The sequence below is a fragment of the Sphingomonas soli NBRC 100801 genome (assembly GCF_001591025.1).
GTDB classification, from domain to species: Bacteria; Pseudomonadota; Alphaproteobacteria; order Sphingomonadales; family Sphingomonadaceae; genus Sphingomonas; species Sphingomonas soli.
In genome coordinates, this window is record NZ_BCTZ01000020.1 from 1 (window position 1) to 21480 (window position 21480).

Annotated in this window: 20 protein-coding genes and 1 pseudogene; 18 read left to right on the forward strand and 3 right to left on the reverse strand. The window is 63.9% G+C overall.

The window, feature by feature from the left end; all coding sequences use genetic code 11:
* Window positions 1-864, reverse strand: a pseudogene (locus SSO01S_RS14700) (methyl-accepting chemotaxis protein); the annotation flags it as partial.
* A gap of 165 nt (window positions 865-1029) precedes the next feature.
* On the opposite strand from SSO01S_RS14700, the gene sdhC reads away from it, so the two are divergent.
* The 6 genes from sdhC (at window position 1030) to SSO01S_RS14730 (ending at window position 6828) form a co-directional block, all read left to right on the forward strand.
* On the forward strand, window positions 1030-1443 hold the full coding sequence (sdhC, locus tag SSO01S_RS14705; RefSeq protein ID WP_066800241.1) for a succinate dehydrogenase, cytochrome b556 subunit: 414 nt from the start codon (window positions 1030-1032) through the stop codon (window positions 1441-1443).
* A complete protein-coding gene (gene sdhD, locus SSO01S_RS14710; RefSeq protein WP_066800244.1) occupies window positions 1436-1822 on the forward strand; it encodes a succinate dehydrogenase, hydrophobic membrane anchor protein in 387 nt (128 codons plus the stop codon). Before sdhC ends, sdhD begins: the two co-directional genes overlap by 8 nt.
* Window positions 1822-3627 carry a succinate dehydrogenase flavoprotein subunit gene (sdhA, locus tag SSO01S_RS14715; RefSeq protein ID WP_066800250.1) on the forward strand — a complete coding sequence of 602 codons (1806 nt, stop codon included), beginning with the start codon at window positions 1822-1824 and terminating at the stop codon, window positions 3625-3627. The genes sdhD and sdhA overlap by 1 nt, the downstream gene beginning before the upstream one ends.
* Before the next feature lie 136 nt (window positions 3628-3763).
* Window positions 3764-4861 (forward strand): hypothetical protein, encoded by a 1098-nt coding sequence (locus tag SSO01S_RS14720; RefSeq protein WP_066800252.1) that lies wholly within the window; start codon window positions 3764-3766, stop codon window positions 4859-4861.
* Between the two features lie 94 nt (window positions 4862-4955).
* Window positions 4956-5921, forward strand: a complete 966-nt coding sequence (locus SSO01S_RS14725) for a C13 family peptidase (protein WP_066800255.1) — start codon at window positions 4956-4958, stop codon at window positions 5919-5921.
* Between the two features lie 274 nt (window positions 5922-6195).
* On the forward strand, window positions 6196-6828 hold the full coding sequence (locus SSO01S_RS14730; protein WP_083943144.1) for an ATP-dependent Clp protease proteolytic subunit: 633 nt from the start codon (window positions 6196-6198) through the stop codon (window positions 6826-6828).
* A gap of 22 nt (window positions 6829-6850) precedes the next feature.
* Here SSO01S_RS14730 and SSO01S_RS14735 read toward each other — a convergent pair whose 3' ends face one another.
* On the reverse strand, window positions 6851-7594 hold the full coding sequence (locus SSO01S_RS14735; protein WP_066800262.1) for an SDR family NAD(P)-dependent oxidoreductase: 744 nt from the start codon (window positions 7592-7594) through the stop codon (window positions 6851-6853).
* Between the two features lie 104 nt (window positions 7595-7698).
* Here SSO01S_RS14735 and SSO01S_RS14740 point away from each other — a divergent pair, with 104 nt between their 5' ends.
* The 11 genes from SSO01S_RS14740 (at window position 7699) to SSO01S_RS14790 (ending at window position 20127) form a co-directional block, all read left to right on the forward strand.
* Entirely contained in the window at window positions 7699-8031 is a 333-nt protein-coding gene (locus tag SSO01S_RS14740; RefSeq protein ID WP_245646809.1) for an ArsR/SmtB family transcription factor, read from the forward strand.
* 79 nt (window positions 8032-8110) lie between these two features.
* Entirely contained in the window at window positions 8111-8896 is a 786-nt protein-coding gene (locus SSO01S_RS14745) for a succinate dehydrogenase iron-sulfur subunit (protein ID WP_066800264.1), read from the forward strand.
* Entirely contained in the window at window positions 8893-9339 is a 447-nt protein-coding gene (locus tag SSO01S_RS14750; RefSeq protein WP_066800266.1) for a PaaI family thioesterase, read from the forward strand. Before SSO01S_RS14745 ends, SSO01S_RS14750 begins: the two co-directional genes overlap by 4 nt.
* Entirely contained in the window at window positions 9336-10448 is a 1113-nt protein-coding gene (gene zapE, locus SSO01S_RS14755; RefSeq protein WP_066800268.1) for a cell division protein ZapE, read from the forward strand. Before SSO01S_RS14750 ends, zapE begins: the two co-directional genes overlap by 4 nt.
* A gap of 172 nt (window positions 10449-10620) precedes the next feature.
* On the forward strand, window positions 10621-11583 hold the full coding sequence (mdh, locus tag SSO01S_RS14760) for a malate dehydrogenase (RefSeq protein ID WP_066800270.1): 963 nt from the start codon (window positions 10621-10623) through the stop codon (window positions 11581-11583).
* 56 nt (window positions 11584-11639) lie between these two features.
* Window positions 11640-11936, forward strand: a complete 297-nt coding sequence (locus SSO01S_RS14765; protein ID WP_157073795.1) for a GIY-YIG nuclease family protein — start codon at window positions 11640-11642, stop codon at window positions 11934-11936.
* A 60-nt stretch (window positions 11937-11996) separates the two neighbouring features.
* A complete protein-coding gene (gene sucD, locus SSO01S_RS14770; protein WP_066800276.1) occupies window positions 11997-12881 on the forward strand; it encodes a succinate--CoA ligase subunit alpha in 885 nt (294 codons plus the stop codon).
* Window positions 12882-12974: 93 nt separating this feature from the next.
* On the forward strand, window positions 12975-15905 hold the full coding sequence (locus SSO01S_RS14775) for a 2-oxoglutarate dehydrogenase E1 component (RefSeq protein ID WP_066800279.1): 2931 nt from the start codon (window positions 12975-12977) through the stop codon (window positions 15903-15905).
* A 2-nt stretch (window positions 15906-15907) separates the two neighbouring features.
* Window positions 15908-17131 (forward strand): 2-oxoglutarate dehydrogenase complex dihydrolipoyllysine-residue succinyltransferase, encoded by a 1224-nt coding sequence (odhB, locus tag SSO01S_RS14780; protein ID WP_066800280.1) that lies wholly within the window; start codon window positions 15908-15910, stop codon window positions 17129-17131.
* A gap of 103 nt (window positions 17132-17234) precedes the next feature.
* Window positions 17235-18635, forward strand: a complete 1401-nt coding sequence (lpdA, locus tag SSO01S_RS14785; RefSeq protein ID WP_066800283.1) for a dihydrolipoyl dehydrogenase — start codon at window positions 17235-17237, stop codon at window positions 18633-18635.
* A gap of 157 nt (window positions 18636-18792) precedes the next feature.
* On the forward strand, window positions 18793-20127 hold the full coding sequence (locus SSO01S_RS14790) for a serine hydrolase (RefSeq protein WP_066800291.1): 1335 nt from the start codon (window positions 18793-18795) through the stop codon (window positions 20125-20127).
* Between the two features lie 24 nt (window positions 20128-20151).
* Here the strand turns inward: SSO01S_RS14790 and SSO01S_RS14795 are convergent, their stop codons facing one another.
* Window positions 20152-20793, reverse strand: coding sequence for a YoaK family protein (locus tag SSO01S_RS14795; protein ID WP_066800294.1), 642 nt, complete (start codon window positions 20791-20793; stop codon window positions 20152-20154).
* Window positions 20794-20844: 51 nt separating this feature from the next.
* Between SSO01S_RS14795 and SSO01S_RS14800 the strand changes: the two genes are divergently transcribed.
* Window positions 20845-21480, forward strand: coding sequence for a trimeric intracellular cation channel family protein (locus SSO01S_RS14800; protein ID WP_066800297.1), 636 nt, complete (start codon window positions 20845-20847; stop codon window positions 21478-21480).

The window sequence follows — 21480 nt, forward strand, 5'->3', positions numbered from 1 at the left end:
AATCGATTTGGCGTGATCCGAAAGCGCTTCGCTGGTGCTGACTGCGGCACCCGCCTGCCCCGATGCGCGCGTCGCAATTTCCGCCGCGGCCTCGACTTCCTGGCGAGCATCCTCGATCGCCCGGATCAGGCCCGCTGCGGTCTGCGCCGCTTCGCGCATCGCGACGGCGGACTGCTCGGCCGCGGCGGCGACTTCGCTCGCCTTGCCCAGCATGCCGCGAGCGGAAGCCGAGGTGTGGACCGCCTGCACCCGCAGCGCATCGCCCTCGCGCGATGCACGCTCGACGGTGGCGCCGATCGAGTCGCGGAAATCGGCGGTGAGCAGGTCGCGCGCGGTCTGCGCGCTATACTCGCGGTACATGTTATAGATCTCGACCGTGATATCGCCTTCAAGCGCGGACAGCCGCATCAGCGTGTCGATCAGCGTGGGCAACCTGGGATCGTCGGTGCCCAGACGGCGCATCAGCACCTCAAGCGCGGCGCGGTCGCTCGCGCTGATCATCGACAGCAGCGCCATCGGCGGCACGCTCTTGGCATAGGCCGCAGCGACCGATCTCTCGATCGACTCGATCCAGGCCGTGCCCGAAGTGTCGAGGAAGCGATTCTTGAGGAAAACCGCGCCCACATCGATCATCTTCTGGGTGTCGTCGGGTGCCCAATTGCTTTCATCGGCGAAGCAGCGCAGCCATTGCTGCCAGTAAGCCTCTGAAACCGCGTGAATCTCCGGCTCCAGAATGTTCCACGCCTCGCGGCTGCTGGCAATCAGCGATCCTTCGAAATCAAAGATTCGCAGCCGCGACCGAACGTCGATGCGGGCGGTCATCGCGCCGGGCGCCGGGCTGGTATTGGAAGCGCTATTCGTCACTGGTGTCCCCTTCGCACGAGCGGCAAACCACTCGATCCGTTGCGGAAAGCTATGCGCCGAACTGGTTAAGACGCGGTTAGCCAAAGCGCGTTGGCGAGCATCCCGGCTTGCATCCATCGAGCGCGTGACTAAGGAAGCGGCAACACGCCCGAAAGGAACGCCGTTTTGGCCGATATCCGAAACCCATCGCGACCCTTGTCGCCGCACCTCACCATCTGGAAGTGGGGGCCTGGAATGGCCGTCTCGATCCTCCACCGCGCCACCGGCAGCGGCATGGCGACTCTGGGAACGATCCTCTTCGTCTGGTGGCTGGTGGCGCTCGCGTCCGGCCCGGCTTCGTATGAAGCGTTCCTGTCGTGGTTCACCGGTTCCTGGGCGCCGCTCGGCTATATCGTCGGCGTAGGGATGAGCTGGGCATTCTTTCAACACATGGCATCGGGCGTGCGCCACCTGTTCCTCGATCAGGGCACGAATTTCGAGCTGAAGGGCAACAAGCGCACCGCAGTCTCGACCTTCATCGTCTCGGCCATCGCCACGGCAGCCTTCTGGATCTGGATTCTGGAGAAGAGCAATGGGTAACGGCACCAGCATCGGTCGCGTGCGCGGGCTCGGCTCAGCGCATGAAGGCACGCATCATTGGTGGCACCAGCGGCTGACCGCAGGATCGAACCTGATCCTCGTCCTCTGGTTCGTGCTGAGCATCGCGCTGCTCCCCGCTTATGATTGGGAGACGATTCACGCATGGGTCTCGCAGACCAGCGTCGCGGTTCCGCTGATCCTGCTCATCGTCTCGACCTTCTATCACTTCCGCCTGGGCCTCCAGGTGGTGATCGAGGACTATCAGCATGACGAGACTCGCATCGTCGCGTTGGTCGCCCTGAATTTCTTCACCCTCGCCGCCTCCGCGACCGCGATCTTCGCGGTGCTCAAGACTGCGTTCACTGCCGGAGCGATCTAATGGCCACGGCCGCTTACAAGATTATCGATCATACCTATGACGCCGTAATCGTCGGCGCGGGCGGCTCCGGCCTGCGCGCCACGATGGGTTGCGCCGAAGCGGGCCTCAAGACCGCGTGCATCACCAAGGTTTTCCCGACCCGGAGCCATACGGTGGCGGCACAGGGCGGTATCGCCGCCTCGCTCGGCAACAACACGCCGGACCATTGGTCGTGGCACATGTACGATACCGTCAAGGGTTCCGACTGGCTCGGCGATCAGGACGCGATCGAGTACATGGTCCGCGAAGCTCCCGCAGCGGTCTATGAGCTCGAGCATGCCGGCGTGCCATTCAGCCGCAACGAGAACGGCACCATCTATCAGCGCCCGTTCGGCGGCCATATGCAGAATATGGGCGAAGGCCCCCCCGTACAGCGCACCTGCGCGGCTGCTGACCGTACCGGCCACGCGATGCTCCACGCTCTCTATCAGCAGAGCCTGAAGTATGACGCGGACTTCTACATCGAGTATTTCGCGCTCGATCTGATCATGGAAAATGGTCAGTGCCGCGGCGTTATCGCGCTGTGCATGGAAGACGGCTCGATCCATCGCTTCCGCAGCCATGCGGTGGTGCTCGCCACCGGCGGCGGCGGCCGCATCTATCAGTCGGCCACCTCGGCGCACACCTGCACCGGCGACGGCAACGGCATGGCCCTGCGCGCAGGGATCGCGCTGCAGGACATGGAGTTCGTTCAGTTCCACCCGACCGGCATCTACGGCGCAGGCGTGCTCATCACCGAAGGTGCACGCGGCGAAGGCGGATACCTGACCAATTCCGAGGGCGAGCGCTTCATGGAGCGCTATGCCCCCTCGGCCAAGGACCTCGCCTCGCGCGACGTCGTCTCGCGCTCGATGGCGATGGAAATCCGCGAAGGCCGCGGCGTGGGCAAGGAGAAGGATCATATCTTCCTTCACCTCAACCATATCGATCCGAAGATCCTGGCAGAGCGCCTGCCCGGCATCACCGAGACCGGCAAGGTCTTTGCCGGCGTCGATCTGACCCGCCAGCCGCTACCGGTGGTTCCAACCGTCCATTACAATATGGGCGGCGTCCCGACCAATTATCACGGCGAAGTCGTCATCAATAAGGATGGCAACCCGGATACGGTTGTCCCCGGCCTGTTCGCGGTTGGCGAAGCGGCCTGCGTTTCGGTGCACGGCGCAAACCGCCTTGGCTCCAACTCGCTGATCGACCTGGTGGTGTTCGGCCGTGCGACGGGCCTGCGCCTGAAGGAGATCCTGAAGCCCGGCACGCCCCACAACGCGTTGCCCGCAAACTCGGAAGAGCTCTCGCTCACGCGTCTCGACTATTTCCGCAACGCCAAGGGCTCCGCGCCGACCGCGCAGATCCGCGCGGACATGCAGAAGACGATGCAGCGCAACTGCGCCGTGTTCCGCGACAGCGCGCTGCTGGCCGAAGGCGTCGAGAAGATCGGCAAGGTCTATCAGAGCTTCCAGGACGTGGGCATCACCGATCGCTCGCTGATCTGGAACACCGATCTGGTAGAGACGCTCGAGCTCGACAATCTGATCAGCCAGGCTGTCGTCACCATGGAATGCGCCGCCAACCGCAAGGAATCGCGCGGCGCTCACATGCACGAAGACTTCCCGGATCGCGACGACGCGACGTGGATGAAGCACACCGTCGCCAACTTCGAAGGCTGGGGCGGCAAGGGCGGCAAGACCCAGATCGATTACCGCCCGGTGCATGATTACACGCTCACCGACGCAATCGAGTATATCAAGCCGAAGAAGCGGGTTTACTGAGGGCGGGCTTGGCCCCGCCGGGGGAGATGGCGTAATGAGATGGGGATTGATCACGTCGTGTCTGGGCGTCGCGATCCCCGCTCTAGCCGTACCTATCGCTTTAATATCGGCTCCTCCAGCCTGCGCCGATTCGTGGATGCCACCGTCCACCCAGACATACTTCTCGCGAAATCAGGCCTGCCGCCTCACCGTCGTTCCGCGCGAGATTGATACCCAGCTCAAATATTTCGAGGACAAGTTGGCCGGCGCGGACAAAGCCGGGCAGCGGCGAGGCGGCATTCAAGCATCAAACGCCACGCTTGAACGCCGCAGTGCCGACGGCAAATGGACGACGGTATGGACGCGCCTGCTCGTTAACGACGTCGCGCCAGCCTCTGCCCTAATCAGCGACGATGGCCGTTACGTCGTCACCTTCGACAATTGGCATTCGATCGGATGGGGAGACGATTCCATCGTCATCTACGATGTCGCGGGAGGCGGTGAGCGCCGGCTTTCGGTGGAGAAGCTGCTGGGCGGACCTTATTTCGAGGCGCTCCCGCATTCGGTCAGTTCCGTGCAATGGAGCAATGACGCGCGCTTTGAAGGCGGGCAATTGGTGATCGATATCCTGGTGCCGAATGGTGAACCATTTGGGACGCACCAAACCGTCAAACTCATCATCGATCCCGAAACCGGAAGAGCATCGCGGCGAAACGCCGCTGCATGGCGAAAGGCGCATGCTGCTGCGGGAAGCGTGAACGAAGCGACACGTCGCTACGAAGCAAAGGTTCGTGCCGACCGCGCTGCGCCGTTGCTCGGCGCAAAGGAAGAGTCCGACTCGCACGACTATCTTCGGGAAGCTTTCTGGCGCGTCGACCCCGACTGGATCAACGCGTACCCCGCCACCAACGTGCTGCGTTCGCCGAGCGCACCCGACTTTGCCGCTTCGGTTCAGTGGGTGAAAGATGCGCTACGTGAGGAGCATGACGTCATCATGTTTGCCGGCATTGATGAAAGCGCACTTCTGACACTGTTAGAGCGTGAGCTTTCCAGCCTTCCGGCCCGATCGCTGGGCACGACCCGAGTGTATGTGGCCGTATCCTCAGCTGCACGTGCGCGCGTGGAGGCTATGTTCGCCGGTAAAGGTGGCAAGCTGATACTGCTCGACCCGGCCAAGGGAATCCCGCAACGTCCAGAACGCTTGCCACGATCCGATGGCTCGCTGCCTTCCATATATGACTTTCGCGAGGACTAAAGGTCCCGCAATTGAACGCCCCCGGCCCTCCCGCGCTTGACACCACCCAAACACGCGCGAGACTGCGTTAACTAATCCGGGGGGCCGTTTTACCATGCGTAGCCTGTTTGCGTTGCTTGCCGCGTCCCTCCTCGCGCTGCCCGCTACCGCGCAGGTCGCGCCCGCGGACAAATCGGCGAAGTGGCCTGGCATCGTCACCGGCTACGGCCCGGTTGAAGGCTTTCCAGCCGGTCCCGAGCTTCAGCGCGGGCGCACCGCAAAATGGATGCTGGAAGACAGCCGTCGCATGAGCAAAGCGCTTGCCGCGCTCGCGCCGCAGCGCAAGGGCGTGGTGGACGCCTATGTGATCTCGGTGGGACTGGACAGTGACCCGGTGTTTGGCCGCGAAGCGCGTGAAGCGGGCAAGGTGCTGGCGCGCCGTTACGATGCAGCGGGGCGTACGCTCGTTCTCGCTGGAAGCGACGGCTCGGGGGCAAGCAATCTGCCCAATGGGAGCCTTACCAGCCTCACCCTCGGCCTCGCCCGCGTCGCCGAATTGATGGACAAGAACCAGGACGTGCTGGTGCTCTACACCACCAGCCACGGCGCGAAGGTCGGCATCGCCTATCATGACGGCAATAATGGCTATGGCATCCTTGCGCCCGAACGGCTCGCCGCCCTGCTGGATGAGCTCGGCATCAAGAATCGCGTGCTGATCCTGTCGGCCTGCTATTCCGGCATCTTCGTGCCCGCTCTGCAAAGCGATACGACTGCGCTCTTCACCGCTGCATCGTCGGATCGCCCCTCCTTTGGATGCCGGGCGGAGAATGACTGGACTTTCTTCGGCGACGCCATGATCAACCGTGCGCTGCGCAAGCCGCTGCCGCTCGACAACGCATCCGCGGAAGCGCGCGCCCTGATCGACGAATGGGAAGGCGGGGCGAGCCTGCCCCCGTCGAACCCGCAGGTCAGCATCGGCGGTAAGGTCTCGACCTGGCTGACCCCGCTGGAGGCCCGCATGCCGAAGCTGGCGACCCAACCCGTGGGCGCACCGGCCACCGACGCACTCAAGGGCGGATAGCGCCGTGGCCGACCGCCAGGAAACGCTGATCGAGCGGCTGATCCCGGGCGACCTGGAGCATCAGATCCCCGCCGCGGTACAAAAGGTCCTCCCGGGCGGTTTTCGCAATCGCCTGGTCCAGCTCTTCCTCGGCGCATTGATTACCTTCGGCTTTGCCTTTGTCGTGCGGCGCATGGTGGAAAAGCGTGAGGCATTGGCGCGAGGCCGACGCGCAGAACCGATTCCTCCGCCAATTTTGGCGGAACCTCCGCAGCTTGCGCCAGTTGCGCAGGCCATGACCGAACCAGTCCCCAGCCTCAGCGCACCCGAGCCCAGCGCCAGCCCTGCCTATTCCAGCGCGCTTTCGGGCCGCGCCACGCGTTATCCTTTGCTCGACAAACCGCACATCAACCTCGGTGGCAGCGTCGATCAGGATATGTACCGCAGCTTCCGCGACCAACTCGCGCGCGCGCCGCACGACGGCCCGCTCGTCGTCGCGATCTCGACGCTGGGCGGCGATCCAGAGATCGCGCGGCTGATGGGCGACGAACTTCGCCTGATGCGCGAATATAGCGGGCGCGAAATGCTGTTCCTGGGCAAGGTAGCAGTCTATTCGGCCGGGGCTACCTTCATGGCCAGCTTCCCCGTGGACAAGCGCTTCCTCACGCGTGGATCGCGGCTGATGCTGCACGAGCGCCAGATGACGGCGACGGTCGAACTGTCCGGTCCGCTCAGGATGCAGGTCGCAAGCCTCAAGGCAAAGTTGCACGAGATCGAGGAATCGGTGCGCATTGAGGAAGAAGGCTTCCGCGCGATCGTCACGGGCTCCCGCGTGCCGTTTGAGGAAGTCTGCAAGCGTGCCCCGGCCAACTGGTATATCGAGGCCGAGGAAGCGCGCTCCCTCGGGCTGGTGCTGGACGTAATCTGAGCCTGAGGGGGCTTTGTAGCGGCTAGGCGGTCGCGCCGCCGTCGATGTCGATCGTCGTACCGGTGATGAAAGACGCATCGTCACTCGCGAGGAAGGATGCGACCGCGGCAACCTCGTCCGGGCGGCCATATCGGCCCAACGGAATATTAGGCAGCATGATCTGTGCGAGATCACCATCGACCGGGTTCATATCGGTGTTGATCGGGCCGGGCTGGATCACGTTCACCAGAATGCCGCGTGGTGCCAGATCGCGCGCCCATCCACGGGCCAATCCCTGTACTGCGGACTTGCTGGCGGCATAGGCGGCCATGCCGGTGAACATGGAAACATCGCCCGCAACGCTGCCGACGATCACGATTCGGCCGCCATCCGGCAGGTGAGGAACGGCGGCGATCGTGCCCGCAGCCACACCATCGACATTCACCGACTGAACGCGATGGAAATCCTCATAACCGCCCTGATCGACAGGGGTGCCGCCGAACACACCTGCATTGTGCACCAATATATCGATCCCGCCCAATTCTGCTGCGGCTTCGTCGACGGCGCGCTTGACCGCATCCGGATCAGCCGCGTCAGCCTGGATCGCCTTCCCCTTCACGCCTTCGGCCTCGATCGCGGCGACACTGGCCGTGGCGGCCTCGCTATTGCCTGCATAGGTTATCACGACATCGGCACCATCCGCCGCCAGCCGCCTTGCGATCGCGGCGCCGATCCCGCGCGAGCCGCCGGTTACCAAAGCGCGCTTTCCTGAGAGTTTCTTGGGCATGGAATCTAAATCTCCCGTTCCCGCCCAATGCGAATCGCGGGCCGCCGGAACAGGCGAGTATCTGGCCCCTGGCATCTATAGTTCAATGGTTCCGAACTATGGAAATGATAAAGCGTTTCTATATGGGGGCCATGGATCGCTTGCTGCACCCGAACCTCAAGGACGTCAGTCTTGCCGCCGCGCTGCACGCGCTCGCGGATCCGCTCCGCCTGGAAATGATCCAGCGACTCAGCGAAACGGATTGCCTCAGTTCGGGGGCCGCTTGCCCGAACGACACGCCCAAAAGCACGATCTCGAATCATTTTGCGGTCTTGCGGGCCGCGGGGCTGGTCGAAACAACCGCCGATGGCCGCGAGCGGCGCAACCGGCTTCGGCGCGCCGATTTCGACGCCCGCTTCCCCGGCTTGCTCGATACTGTGCTCGCCAACCGAAGCTGAGACGCCTTACAGGCTTGCGCTGCGGATGCGAAAGGCATAGCCCGCGCTCGATAACTGGTTGCCACAAGGACCGTTGGTAATGGCCGAATTCGCCCTGCCCAAGAACAGCAAGATCCAGAAGAACGGCAAGGAGCATAAAGCCGGCCCCGGCGCCAAGCGCACCAAGACGTTCAAGATCTATCGCTACGATCCCGATACCGGCGAGAATCCGCGCTACGACAAGTTCGAGATCGATCTCGACGAATGCGGCCCGATGGTCCTCGACGCACTCATCAAGATCAAGTCGGAGGTCGATTCGACGCTAACCTTCCGCCGTTCCTGCCGCGAGGGCATCTGCGGATCCTGCTCGATGAACATGGACGGCCGCAACGGACTCGCGTGCACCACCGCGATCGAGGATATCAAGGGCGACATCCGCATCACGCCGCTGCCGCACATGGACGTGATCAAGGATCTGGTCCCCGATTTCACGCACTTCTACGCGCAGTACAGCTCGATCAAGCCGTGGCTGCAAACCGTCAGCACCACGCCTTCGGGCAAGGAGCGCCTGCAGAGCCCCGAACAGCGCGAAAAGCTCGACGGCCTCTATGAGTGCATCCTGTGCGCCTGCTGCTCGACCTCGTGCCCAAGCTATTGGTGGAACTCCGACAAGTTCCTGGGCCCCGCGATTCTGCTCCAGGCGTATCGCTGGCTCGCCGACAGCCGCGACGAGATGACCGGTGAGCGGCTCGATCAGCTTGAGGATCCCTTCCGCCTCTATCGCTGCCACACGATCATGAACTGCGCGAACGTCTGCCCGAAGGGGCTTAACCCGGCCAAGGCGATCGCCGAGATCAAGAAGATGGAAGCCGGGCGGACGCTTTGAGCGACCACCGGTTCGTATTCGAGGACGATCCCGATCTTCCCGGCTGGAAGCGCTGGTCGCTGACCGATCAGACTCGGTTCAATTCGGTCTTCGGCCCGTTGTCGGTTCTGGTCGAGGATGGCATTGCCCGCGTCCGCTTCTCGCCGCAACATATCCATTCAAACCTGCGCGGCGACGTTCATGGCGGCGCGTTGCTCGCATTCATGGACATGGCTTTGTTCGCTGCGGGCCGCAGCTTCGGCGTGCTGACCGCAGGCACTGCCGCGACGCTCGACCTCTCGGCGCAGTTCATAGCGGGTGCGCCGGTGCCAACCGGGGCGATCGAGGCCCGGATGGAGCTGCTACGCGAGACGCGGCGCTTCCTCTTCATGCGCGGACTGATCGTGCAGGGAGGCGCGACCATCGCCAACTTCTCCGGCACGGTTCGCAAACCGGCGTCATGAGCCGGGTTCTCGAACGCTATCGCGAGTTGGTGGCAGCGAATGAGCTGCGCCCCGACGCCGAACAGGAAGCAGCGGCGCACCGCCTGAACATCCTTGCGTCACAACTCGAAGCGGTGCCGAAAAAGGGCAGCATCCTGTGGCGCGCGCTGGGCCGGACTCCCGAATCTCCGCGCGGCGTCTATCTTTGGGGCGGGGTCGGACGCGGCAAATCCATGCTGATGGACCTGCTGTTCGAATGCGTTGAAATCCGCCGGAAGCGCCGCGTCCATTTCCACGAGTTCATGCTCGAGGTTCACGCCCGCCTCAACGAGGAGCGCAAGAAAAACACCGCCGATCCCGTCATCGCGGTTGCCGCAGCGATGGTCGAGGATATCCGCCTGCTCGCCTTTGACGAGATGGTGGTCAACAACGCTGCAGACGCGATGATTCTGTCGCGCCTGTTCACCGAGATGATGCGTCACGGTCTGACCATCGTCGCCACATCGAACCGGGTGCCTGGCGATCTCTACAAGGACGGGCTCAACCGAGAGCTCTTCCTGCCCTTCATCGCGCTGATCGAAGAGCGGATGGACGTGCTGGCTCTGAACGGACCCGTGGATTACCGGCTCGATCGCCTCGGCAGCATGGACACTTGGCTCGTTCCCAACGGCCCGGAAGCGACGAATCAGCTTTCCGCCGCTTTCTTCCGGCTGACCGATTACCCGCCCGAAGACCGCGCGCATGTTCCGGCGTGCGACCTTCCCGTTCAGGGCGGCCGCGAGATTCATGTGCCGAAATGCCTGAAAGGCGTCGCCGTCTTTTCGTTCAAGCGGCTGTGCGGCGACGCCCGCGGCGCGGCGGACTATCTCGCCATCGCCCGGCGCTTTCACACGGTGATCGTTGTCGGCATTCCCCGCCTCGGCCCCGAGAACCGAAACGAGGCCGCTCGCTTCGTCACGCTGATCGACGCGCTCTATGAGCACAAGGTCAAGCTGCTGGCCGCCGCCGACGCCCAGCCCGAGCACCTCTATGAGAGCGGCGACGGCCGCTTCGAATTTGATCGCACCGTCAGCCGCCTGATGGAAATGCGCTCCGACGAATATCTGGCGGAAGGACATGGCGAACGCTGAGCGGGCAATAGGGCACCAATCCCTTTTATTGCTTTTGCGAATTATTTGCAAATATAGACGGGCACTTGCATCCTTCTGAGGTTGCGGACCGCGCACAATCGGCCTAAGCCGCCCGCGAAAATCGCGGCGGGTGCGTCCGCGCGCGTGCTCTGAGCCAGCAAGGGAGATACCATTGGCCCGCAAGAAGATCGCGCTTATCGGCGCCGGTAACATCGGCGGCACGCTCGCCCATCTCGCAGCACTGAAGGGCCTGGGCGACATCGTCTTGTTTGACGTGGTCGAGGGCATTCCCCAGGGCAAGGCGCTCGACCTGTCGCAGTGCGGCCCGGTCGAAGGCTTTGACGCCAAGATCACCGGCACCAATGATTATGCCGATATTGCAGGCGCGGACGTGATCATCGTCACCGCCGGCGTTGCCCGCAAGCCCGGCATGAGCCGTGACGACCTGCTCGGCATCAACCTGAAGGTGATGAAGGCCGTCGGCGAAGGCATCGCCGCCAACGCACCTGACGCATTCGTGATCTGCATCACCAACCCGCTCGACGCGATGGTCTGGGCGCTGCGCGAATTCTCAGGGCTCCCGCACCAGAAGGTCGTCGGCATGGCCGGCGTGCTCGATTCGGCGCGCTTCAGCCACTTCATCGCAGACGAGTTCAACGTCTCGGTCAAGGATGTGAACACCTTCGTGCTCGGCGGCCACGGCGACACGATGGTCCCCGTCCTCGAATATTCGACGATCTCGGGCATTCCGGTCGCCGACCTTATCGAAATGGGCCTGTCGACCAAGGAGCGCATCGACGCGATCGTGCAGCGCACCCGTTCGGGCGGCGGCGAGATCGTCGGCCTGCTCAAGACCGGCTCGGCATTCTATGCGCCCGCCACCTCGGCGATCGCGATGGCCGAAGCCTATCTCTACGACCAGAAGCGCATCCTCCCGGCAGCCGCGCACCTCACCGGCCAATATGGTGTCGACAACCTCTATGTCGGCGTGCCGGTCCTGTTCGGTGCCGGCGGCGTCGAGAAGGTGATCGAGGTCAAGCTCTCGGACGAAGCCAAGGGCAATCTCCAGGTCTCGGTTGACGCGGTCAAGGAACTGCTCGTGGCCTGCAAGGGTATCGATTCGAGCCTGAATTAAGTGAGATGAAATGAACCACCCCGGCGAAGGCCGGGCCCAGTTGCGGAGCGCCCGCGTTGGAAGATCAAGGCTTCGTCTATATTATGGCAAGCCGGCGAAACGGGACGATCTATATCGGCTCGGCGCATGCTCTTCCGAAGCGCGCATGGGAGCATCGCAACGGCGTCGTCGAAGGAATCAAGAAGAAATACGGCTGCAACCTGCTGGTCTGGTACGAAGCGCATGAAAGCCTCGATGCGGCCAGGCTTCGCGAACGGCAGATGAAGGAATGGAGGCGGGCCTGGAAGATCCGCGAGATCGAAGGCCTCAATCCCGAGTGGAACGATTTGTACAACGCGGTGGCTCGCCCCTGAGCGCATCGCAACTGGGCCCCGGCCTCCGCCGGGGTGGTTGCTAAAGGAACGGGAACGAGAATGAGCATCCTCGTCAACAAGAACACCAAGGTCATCACCCAGGGCATGACCGGCGAGACCGGCAGCTTCCATACCAAGGCGGCGCTCGATTACGGCACGCAGATGGTCGGCGGCGTCACCCCGGGCAAGGGCGGCACCGAGCATCTCGGCCTGCCGGTGTTCGACACCGTTGCCGAAGCCAAGTCGAAGACCGGCGCCGACGCCAGCGTGATCTACGTGCCCCCCCCCTTCGCAGCCGATTCGATCCTCGAGGCGATCGACGCCGAGATCCCGCTGATCGTCGCGATCACCGAAGGCATTCCCGTGCTCGACATGGTCCGCGTGAAGCGCGCGCTTTCGGGCTCCAAGTCGCGCCTGATCGGCCCGAACTGCCCCGGCGTGCTGACCCCGGGCGAGTGCAAGATCGGCATCATGCCGGGCAACATCTTCTCCAAGGGTTCGGTCGGCGTGGTCTCGCGCTCGGGCACGCTCACCTATGAGGCGGTGTTCCAGACGACCAATGCGGGCCTCGGCCAGACCACCGCAGTCGGCATCGGCGGCGATCCGGTCAACGGCACCAACTTCATCGACGTGCTTGAGCTGTTCCTGGCCGACGACGCGACCAAGTCGATCATCATGATCGGCGAAATCGGCGGCGATGCGGAGGAGCAGGCTGCGCAGTTCCTGATTGATGAGGCCAAGCGTGGTCGCAAGAAGCCGATGGCCGGCTTCATCGCAGGCCGCACGGCGCCTCCGGGCCGCCGCATGGGCCATGCCGGTGCGATCGTCTCGGGCGGCAAGGGCGACGCCGAGAGCAAGATCGCAGCGATGGAAGCCGCCGGCATCCGCGTTTCGGCCAGCCCCTCGCTGCTCGGCGAGACGCTGCTGGAAGTTCTGAAGGGTTAACCCCAATTATCTATAGCCGTGGTCCCGGCGAGAGCCGGGATGATACGCGGCAGATACCCCGGCCCTTCTCCGGGGTGACGAAGGAAGAACGTGATGGGCTATGAGGGCCTCGACTTTGACGACATCGCCGGCGGCGTAAGCCCCGCCTTCGTCGAGACGCTGTACAAGCGCTACAAGGCCGATCCGGGCTCCATTGAGGCCGGTTGGCGAACCTGGTTCGAGGGTCTCGAAAATACGGCGCAGGGCCCGAGCTGGAAGCAGGCCAACTGGCCGTTGACGGAAACGGACGCGCTCACGGCCGCGCTCGATCCCACGCAGATGGAGCCTGCGCCGAAGCCCGCAAAGGGCGGCGCGCCCGCACCTGCGGCCAAGGCCGCGGTTTCCGAAGCCGATATCGCAAAGGCGGCCGGCGATTCGATCCGTGCGATGCTGCTGATCCGCACGTATCGCGTGCGCGGGCATCTTGCCGCCAATCTCGATCCGCTGGGCCTGGCCCGGCAGGACCTGCCCGAGGATCTCAAGACCGAGTATCACGGCTTCACCGACGATCAGATCGATACGCCGATCTATTTGGGCGGCGTGCTTGGTCTGCAATGGGGCACTGTCCGCGAGATCGTCGACATCCTTCGCCGCAATTACTGCGGCAATGTCGGCCTCGAATATATGCACATTGCGGACGTCGAGGAGCGCCGCTTCCTCCAGGACCGGATGGAAGGCAAGGACAAGGCGATCACCTTCACCGCCGATGGCAAGAAGGCGATTCTGTCCAAGGTGATCGAGGCGGAGCAGTGGGAACGCTTCTGCGCCAAGAAATATGTCGGCACCAAGCGCTTTGGCCTCGATGGCGGCGAAGCGATGATCCCGGCGATGGAAGCGATCATCAAATATGGCGGCCAGCAGGGCGTCCGCGAGATCGTGTATGGCATGGCCCATCGCGGCCGCCTGAACATGCTCGCCAACGTCATGTCAAAGCCGTTCCGCGTTATCTTCCACGAATTTGGCGGCGGTTCGTCCAACCCCGATGACGTGGCCGGTTCGGGCGACGTGAAATATCACCTCGGCACCAGCACGGACCGCGAGTTTGACGGCGTCAACGTCCATATGTCGCTGGTCGCAAATCCGTCGCACCTCGAAGCCGCCGACCCGGTCGTGCTCGGCAAGGTGCGCGCGCTGCAGACCGTCCGCGGCGATCTGGAGAAGCACGAGCAGGTACTGCCGGTGCTGATCCATGGCGACGCGGCCTTTGCGGGCCAGGGCATCGTCTGGGAATGCCTCGGTTTCTCGGGCATCCGCGGCTATAATACCGGCGGCTGCATCCACTTCGTCATCAATAACCAGATCGGCTTCACCACCAGCCCGCAATTCGCGCGCTCCTCGCCCTATCCGAGCGACGTGGCGAAGGGCGTGATGGCGCCGATCCTGCACGTCAATGGCGACGATCCCGAAGCCGTCACCTTCGCCTGCAAGGTCGCGATCGAATATCGCCAGACCTTCAAGCGCGACATTGTGATCGACATGTGGTGCTATCGCCGCAACGGCCATAACGAAGGCGACGAGCCGAGCTTCACCCAGCCGCTGATGTACGCCAAGATCAAAAACCATCCCGGCGTCAGCGAAGTCTATGCCCAGCGCCTGATCGCGCAGGGTGTGATCGACGATGGCTTTGCCGCCCAGAAGGTCGCCCAGTTCACCGAGCTGCTCGAAGGCGAGTTCGAAGCGGGCAAATCCTATCTGGCAAACAAGGCGGACTGGTTCGCCGGCCGCTGGTCGGGCCTGAGCGCTCCCGGCGACGCCGAAAGCGCCCGCCGCAGCGTCGAGACCGGGATCGAGAAGAAATTGTTCGACAGCCTCGGTCGCACCCTCACCGAGGTTCCGGGCGATCTGGCGATCCACAAGACGCTGGGGCGCGTGCTCGATGCGAAGCGCGAGATGTTCAAGTCGGGCACGAATTTCGACTGGGCGACCGGCGAGGCGCTGGCCTTCGGCTCGCTGCTCTCGGAAGGCTATGGCGTCCGCCTGTCGGGCCAGGATTCGGGCCGCGGCACGTTCAGCCAGCGCCACGCCGTCTGGATCGATCAGATGGACGAGCACAGGTACGTACCGCTCCAGACGATCCCGCACGGCAATTTCGAAGTGCTCGATTCGCCGCTTTCCGAATATGGCGTGCTCGGCTTCGAGTATGGCTATGCCGGCGCCGACCCCAAGACGCTGGTGCTTTGGGAAGCGCAGTTCGGCGATTTCGCCAATGGCGCGCAGATCATGATCGATCAGTTCGTCGCCTCGGGCGAGGCCAAGTGGCTGCGCGCCAACGGGCTCGTGATGCTGCTGCCGCATGGCTATGAAGGCCAGGGGCCCGAACATAGCTCGGCCCGCCCGGAGCGCTTCCTCCAGCTCTGCGCGCAGGACAATATGCAGGTGGTCAACATCACGACCCCGGCGAATTATTTCCACCTTCTGCGTCGCCAGATGCACCGCAATTTCCGTAAACCGCTGGTGCAAATGACGCCGAAGTCGCTGCTCCGCCACAAGATGGCGGTGAGCACGGCTGCGGAGTTCCAAGGCGACAGCCAGTTCCGCCGTATCCTCTCCGATCCCTCGGCCCCCGCCGACAAGGACGTGAAGCGCCTGGTGCTCTGCACCGGCAAGGTCGCCTATGACCTGATCGAGGCGCGCGACGCGGCGGGCGACAAGAACACCGCGATCGTCCGCATCGAGCAGCTCTATCCCTTCCCGGGCGACCCGCTGACGGTCCGCCTCAAGCGCATGACCAATGTGGAAGAAGTGGTCTGGGCGCAGGAGGAACCGAAGAACAATGGCTATTGGTTCTTCGTCGAATCGCTGATCGAACAGTGCCTGATCGATGCCGATGTCGCGCCGAAGCGTCCGCGCTATGCCGGCCGCGCCGCCGCCGCATCGCCCGCAACGGGCCTGATGAAGCGCCACCAGATGGAACAGGCCGCGCTCGTCGCCGACGCGCTCGGCCATAATGTCCGCGAAGAAATCCGCCGTACTCGGAAGGCCTGAAAATGAGCGACGTAACCGTGCCCGTGCTGGGCGAATCGATCACCGAAGCGACGCTGGGCGAATGGCTCAAGCAGCCGGGCGATCCCGTGAAGGCCGATGAGCCGATCGCCTCGCTCGAAACCGACAAGGTTTCGGTCGAGGTCCCCTCCCCCGTCGCGGGCGTGATGGGCGATCATCTGGTCCAGGTCGGCGACACCGTCTCGGTCGGCGCCGTGATCGCTACGGTCACAGAGGGCGCGGCCGCTGCTGCCCCTGCCTCCGCTCCAGCTGCGCCTGCGCCCGCCACGGACGGCACGCAAACCGGCCCGGGCGAACAGGTTCGCGAAGTCGAGGCTGCCGCGCTTTCGCCGTCGGTGCGCCGCGCCGTGCTGGAGCATGGCGTCGATCCCGCGACCGTGCAGGGCACCGGCAAGGACGGCCGCATCACCAAGGAAGACGTGGTCGCCGCCGCCAGCAGCAAGCCGGCTGCCCCCGCGCCGGCACCTGCACCCGCCGCATCGCCCGTCCCCGCCTCCACGGCCGGTGGCCGCAAGGAAGAGCGCGTGCGTATGACGCGCCTGCGCCAGACCATCGCGACCCGCCTCAAGGATGCGCAGAACACCGCCGCGCTCCTCACCACCTTCAACGATGTCGACATGACCGCGGTCATGGAAGCGCGCGCCAAGTACAAGGATCTGTTCGAGAAGAAGCACGGCGTCCGCCTCGGCTTCATGGGCTTCTTCGTGAAGGCCGCCGTAATGGCGCTCAAAGACATCCCCGCCGTCAATGCTAGCATCGAAGGCGACGAGATCGTCTATCACGATTACGCCGATATCTCGGTCGCGGTCTCAGCACCGCAGGGTCTCGTCGTCCCGGTCATCCGCGACGCGCAGGACCTCTCGGTCGCCGGCATCGAAAAGACGATCGGCGATTTCGGCAAGCGCGCCAAGGAAGGCACGCTCAAGATGGACGAGATGAAGGGCGGCACCTTCACCATCTCGAACGGCGGCGTGTTCGGCTCGCTGATGTCGACTCCGATCATCAATCCGCCCCAGTCGGCAGTGCTCGGCCTGCATCGCATCGAGGAACGCCCGGTCGTCCGCGACGGCCAGATCGTGATCCGCCCGATGATGTACCTGGCACTCAGCTACGACCACCGCCTGATCGACGGCCGGGAAGCGGTCACCTTCCTCGTCGCGCTAAAGAACGCGATCGAAGACCCGACCCGTCTGCTGATCGACCTGTGATTTAACCCGTCACCCCAGCGAAAGCTGGGGTCTCGCGCGGCACACGAGCGTTTTCCGCCGCATGAGATGCCAGCTTTTGCTGGCATGACGTTGGAGAAGAAAAATGGCTGAATACGACTTCGACGTCCTGGTGATCGGTGCCGGCCCCGGCGGCTATGTCGCCGCGATCCGCGCGGCGCAGCTCGGGCTCAAGACCGCCTGTGCGGAATCGCGCGAGACGCTGGGCGGCACCTGCCTCAACGTTGGCTGCATCCCGTCCAAGGCGCTGCTCCACGCTTCCGAGCTGTTCGAGGAAGCCGCCAGCGGCAAGCTCGCCAAGCTGGGCGTCAAGACTGCCGGCGTCGAGCTCGATCTCGAAGCGATGCAGGGCCAGCGCAAGGACGCGGTCAAGGGCCTGACCGGCGGCATCGAGTTCCTGTTCAAGAAGAACAAGGTCGAGTGGCTGAAGGGCCGCGCGTCATTCACCGGCAAGGACACCGTCGAAGTCGCCGGCCGCACCGTGCGGGCGAAGAACATCGTCATCGCCACCGGCTCGTCGGTCACCCCGCTGCCGGGCGTCGAGGTCGATAATGACAAGCAGGTGATCGTCGATTCGACCGGCGCGCTCGAGCTCAACAAGGTCCCCGGCCACCTCGTCGTGATCGGCGGCGGCGTGATCGGGCTCGAGCTCGGCTCGGTCTGGCGCCGTGTCGGCGCCAAGGTCACCGTGGTCGAATATCTCGATCAATTGCTCCCCGGCATGGACGGCGACATCCGCAAGGAAGCGAGCCGCCTGTTCAAGAAGCAGGGCATGGAATTGAAGCTCGGCACCAAGGTGACCGGTGCCACCGTCAACGGCGGCAAGGCCACCCTGACGCTCGAGCCCGCCAAGGGCGGTGCTGCGGAAACCCTTGAGGCAGACGCCGTGCTCGTCTCGATCGGCCGCCGTCCCAACACCGATGGCCTCAACCTCGAAGCCGCCGGCCTGACCACCAACCAGCGTGGCCAGATCGAGATCGATCACAGCTTCAAGACCGCCACGCCGGGCATCTGGGCGATCGGCGACGTCGTCCCCGGCCCGATGCTCGCGCACAAGGCCGAGGATGAGGGCATCGCGGTGGCAGAGAACATCGCCGGCCTCACCGGCATCGTGAACCACGATGTCATCCCGAGCGTCGTCTATACCTGGCCAGAAATCGCCGGCGTCGGGCTGACCGAAGAGCAGGCCAGGGAACGCGGCGAGGTCAAGGTCGGCAAGTTCCCGATGGCTGCCAACAGCCGCGCCAAAACCAACCACGAGCCCGATGGCTGGGTGAAGGTGATTGCCGACGCCAAGACCGATCGTGTGCTCGGCGCCTGGATGATCGCCGTGCCCGCCGGCACGATGATCGCGCAGGTCGCACAGGCGATGGAATTCGGCGCGACCAGCGAAGACATCGCCTATACCTGCCACGCGCATCCGACGCACAGCGAGGCGATCAAGGAAGCCTCGATGGCGGTTCTCGGGAAACCCATCCACGTCTAGTTCGTCCCGTCATCCGGGCGAAAGCCCGGATCTCAGGCATTTCGGAGCGGGACGGAGCCGCATGAAGTCCCGGTTTTCGCCGGGATGACGGCTGAGCCGCGATCGTTGCCCGGCTCTTCCATGCGTGTTATGCATATAACACACAGGGAGAGATAACATGCGTCATTTCATCATCGCCATCGCGGCGGTCACGCTCGCCACCCCCGCCTTCGCGCAGGATGTGTCGCGAATGGACACCATCGTCCGCGCCGACGCGGACAAGGGCGAGTTCATGGGTTCCGTGCTCGTCGCGAAGGACGGCAAGATCCTGCTCGACAAGGGGTACGGGTCCGCGAATCTCGAATGGAAGATCCCCAATGACGGCGACACCAAGTTCCGCCTGGGTTCGGTCACCAAGCAATTCACCGCCGTCGCGATCATGCTGCTCGTGGAGCGCGGCAAGGTAACGCTCGATGCGCCGGTGAAGACCTATCTGCCCGACGCGCCCGCCGCGTGGGACAAGGTCACCGTCTTCCATCTGCTCACCCACAGCTCGGGCATCCCCAATCTCACGGCGTTCGACGATTTCCAGAAGACCAAGACGCTTCCCGCCACGCTTCCGTCGCTCATCGCTCGTTTCAGCGGCAAACCGCTCGAATTCGCGCCGGGCGAGAAGATGAGCTATTCGAATTCGGGATATATCCTGCTCACGCAGATCATCGAGCAAGCGGGCGGACAGCCCTATATTGCCTTTGTCGGGGACAATATCCTCAAGCCGCTGGGCATGGCGGATACCGGTTATGACAGCCATGCGCAGGTCCTGCCGCGCCGCGCGTCGGGCTACGCGCCGTCCGCCAAGGGTGTGGTCAACGCCGACTATGTGGATATGTCGGTGCCCCAGGGCGCAGGCGCGCTCTATTCCACCACGCGCGATCTGCTCAAATGGGAACAGGGCCTGTTTGGCGGCAAATTGCTCAAGCCCGAATCGCTCAAGATGCTGACCACACCGTTCAAGAACGATTACGCGCTGGGCGTTTCCGTCGGCACGAAGGATGGGCAGACGCTGATATCGCATGGCGGCGGGATCGAAGGGTTCAATACCTGGCTCGGCTATGATCCGTCATCGAAGCTGACCGTCGTCGTGCTGGGCAATCTCAACGGCGGCGCGCCGACGCGGCTCGGCCAGTCACTGATGACGCTCGCACGCGGCGGCACGGTGACGCTCTCCAGCGAGCGCAAGGCGATCACGCTCGCCCCTGCATCGCTCCAGACCTATGTTGGCACCTATGACGTCAGCCCAAGCTTCGGCTTCGTCACCCGCGTCGAAGGCGGAAAGCTGATTGTCCAGGCGACGCGGCAAGGTCCGCTCGAGCTACATGCCGAAAGCCCGGATCATTTCTTCTTCAAGGAAGTCGACGCCCAGATCGTCTTTACCCGCGACGCTTCGGGCAAGGTCGATGGCGCAGTGCTCCACCAGAACGGTCGAGAGATGAAGGCTCCGAAGACCAAATAGGTCCGCGGATGGGTCGGGCGCGCGTTATCCGGCGCGCACGCGGCGCAATGCGTAGGTGAGCACTGCGGCCGCCACCGGCGCCGCCCAGAGCGCGTTCCAGCTCCAGCGGAACTGGCTGGCGGCGCCCATCACCACGCCGGCGACGAAGCCCAGCCACAGCGTCAGATAAGGCACCCAGCCCCAGCGGTCCTTGTCACCCATCAGCGCATTCGCCGCCTTCTGGCCGACACGCACCAGCGTTCCGCTGAGATAGGTCACTCCGAATGCGGGGGCGCCGTCGCGATTGAACACGCCGTTTTCGCATCCCATCGCCATGGCGAGAAATACCAGCACCAACGGCCCGGGATGGAGCGTCGCGAGCACCGCGGCGACGGTGAGCAGCAGGGTCACCACCACCATGGTGGCCTCGCGGGCATTCGCGGCGTAAGCGCGCGAAACCACGGCGGCGAGCATCACGCCGCAGACGAAGCTCATTATCAGCGCGAGCGCCATGCTCGCTTCATACATGCCGCCGCCGCCCAGCCCGACCCCGAGCCGCGTCGAATTGCCGCTCATAAAGCTTGCGAAGAAGCCGCCCAGGCTGGTGAAGGCGATCGCATCAACGAAGCCTGCAAGCGCGGCCAGGAGGATGGCAATGGCGATGAGCGGCGGCGGTGTGCGATCCATTTCCGCCTTCTAGCGTTTGACGGGGGCACGCCAAAGCCTGAAAAGCAGGCGATGGACCCTATTGCCGCAGCCGAACGTCTCGGACCCATCCTGCCCTGGCTCGACTTGTTCGGCATCGCCGTATTCGCGGCGACGGGTGCGCTCGCGGCGGCCCGGCGCGGGCAGACCCTCGTCACGCTCACCTTCTTCGCGCTGATCACCGGCGTTGGCGGCGGCACGACGCGCGATCTGCTGATCGGCGCGCCGGTATTCTGGGTCCATGATCCCAGCGTCGCGGGGCTTTGCCTGGGTATCGCGCTGGCGATGTGGTTCACCCCGCATCGCTGGTGGACGAGCAACGTGTTCGACTGGCTCGACGCCGCAGGCCTCGCCGCCTATGCCGCATTCGGCGCGGCCAAGGCGCTCAGCTATGGCATTCCGCCGATTCCGGCAGTGCTGATGGGCACGCTGACCGCCTGCGCGGGCGGCATCATCCGCGATTTGCTCGCGGGCGAACCTTCGATCCTGATGCGCCCTGAGCTATATGTGACCGCCGGAGCCTTGGCCGCCGTCCTCCAGGTCGCGCTGACGCTTGCCGGCATGCCGACCTTCATCGCCGGGCTGATCGCGGCCACCGCCGGTTTCTCGCTGCGCGGCGCCGCCATTTACTGGAAGCTCGGCCTGCCAGCGTATCGCACGCCCACCTAG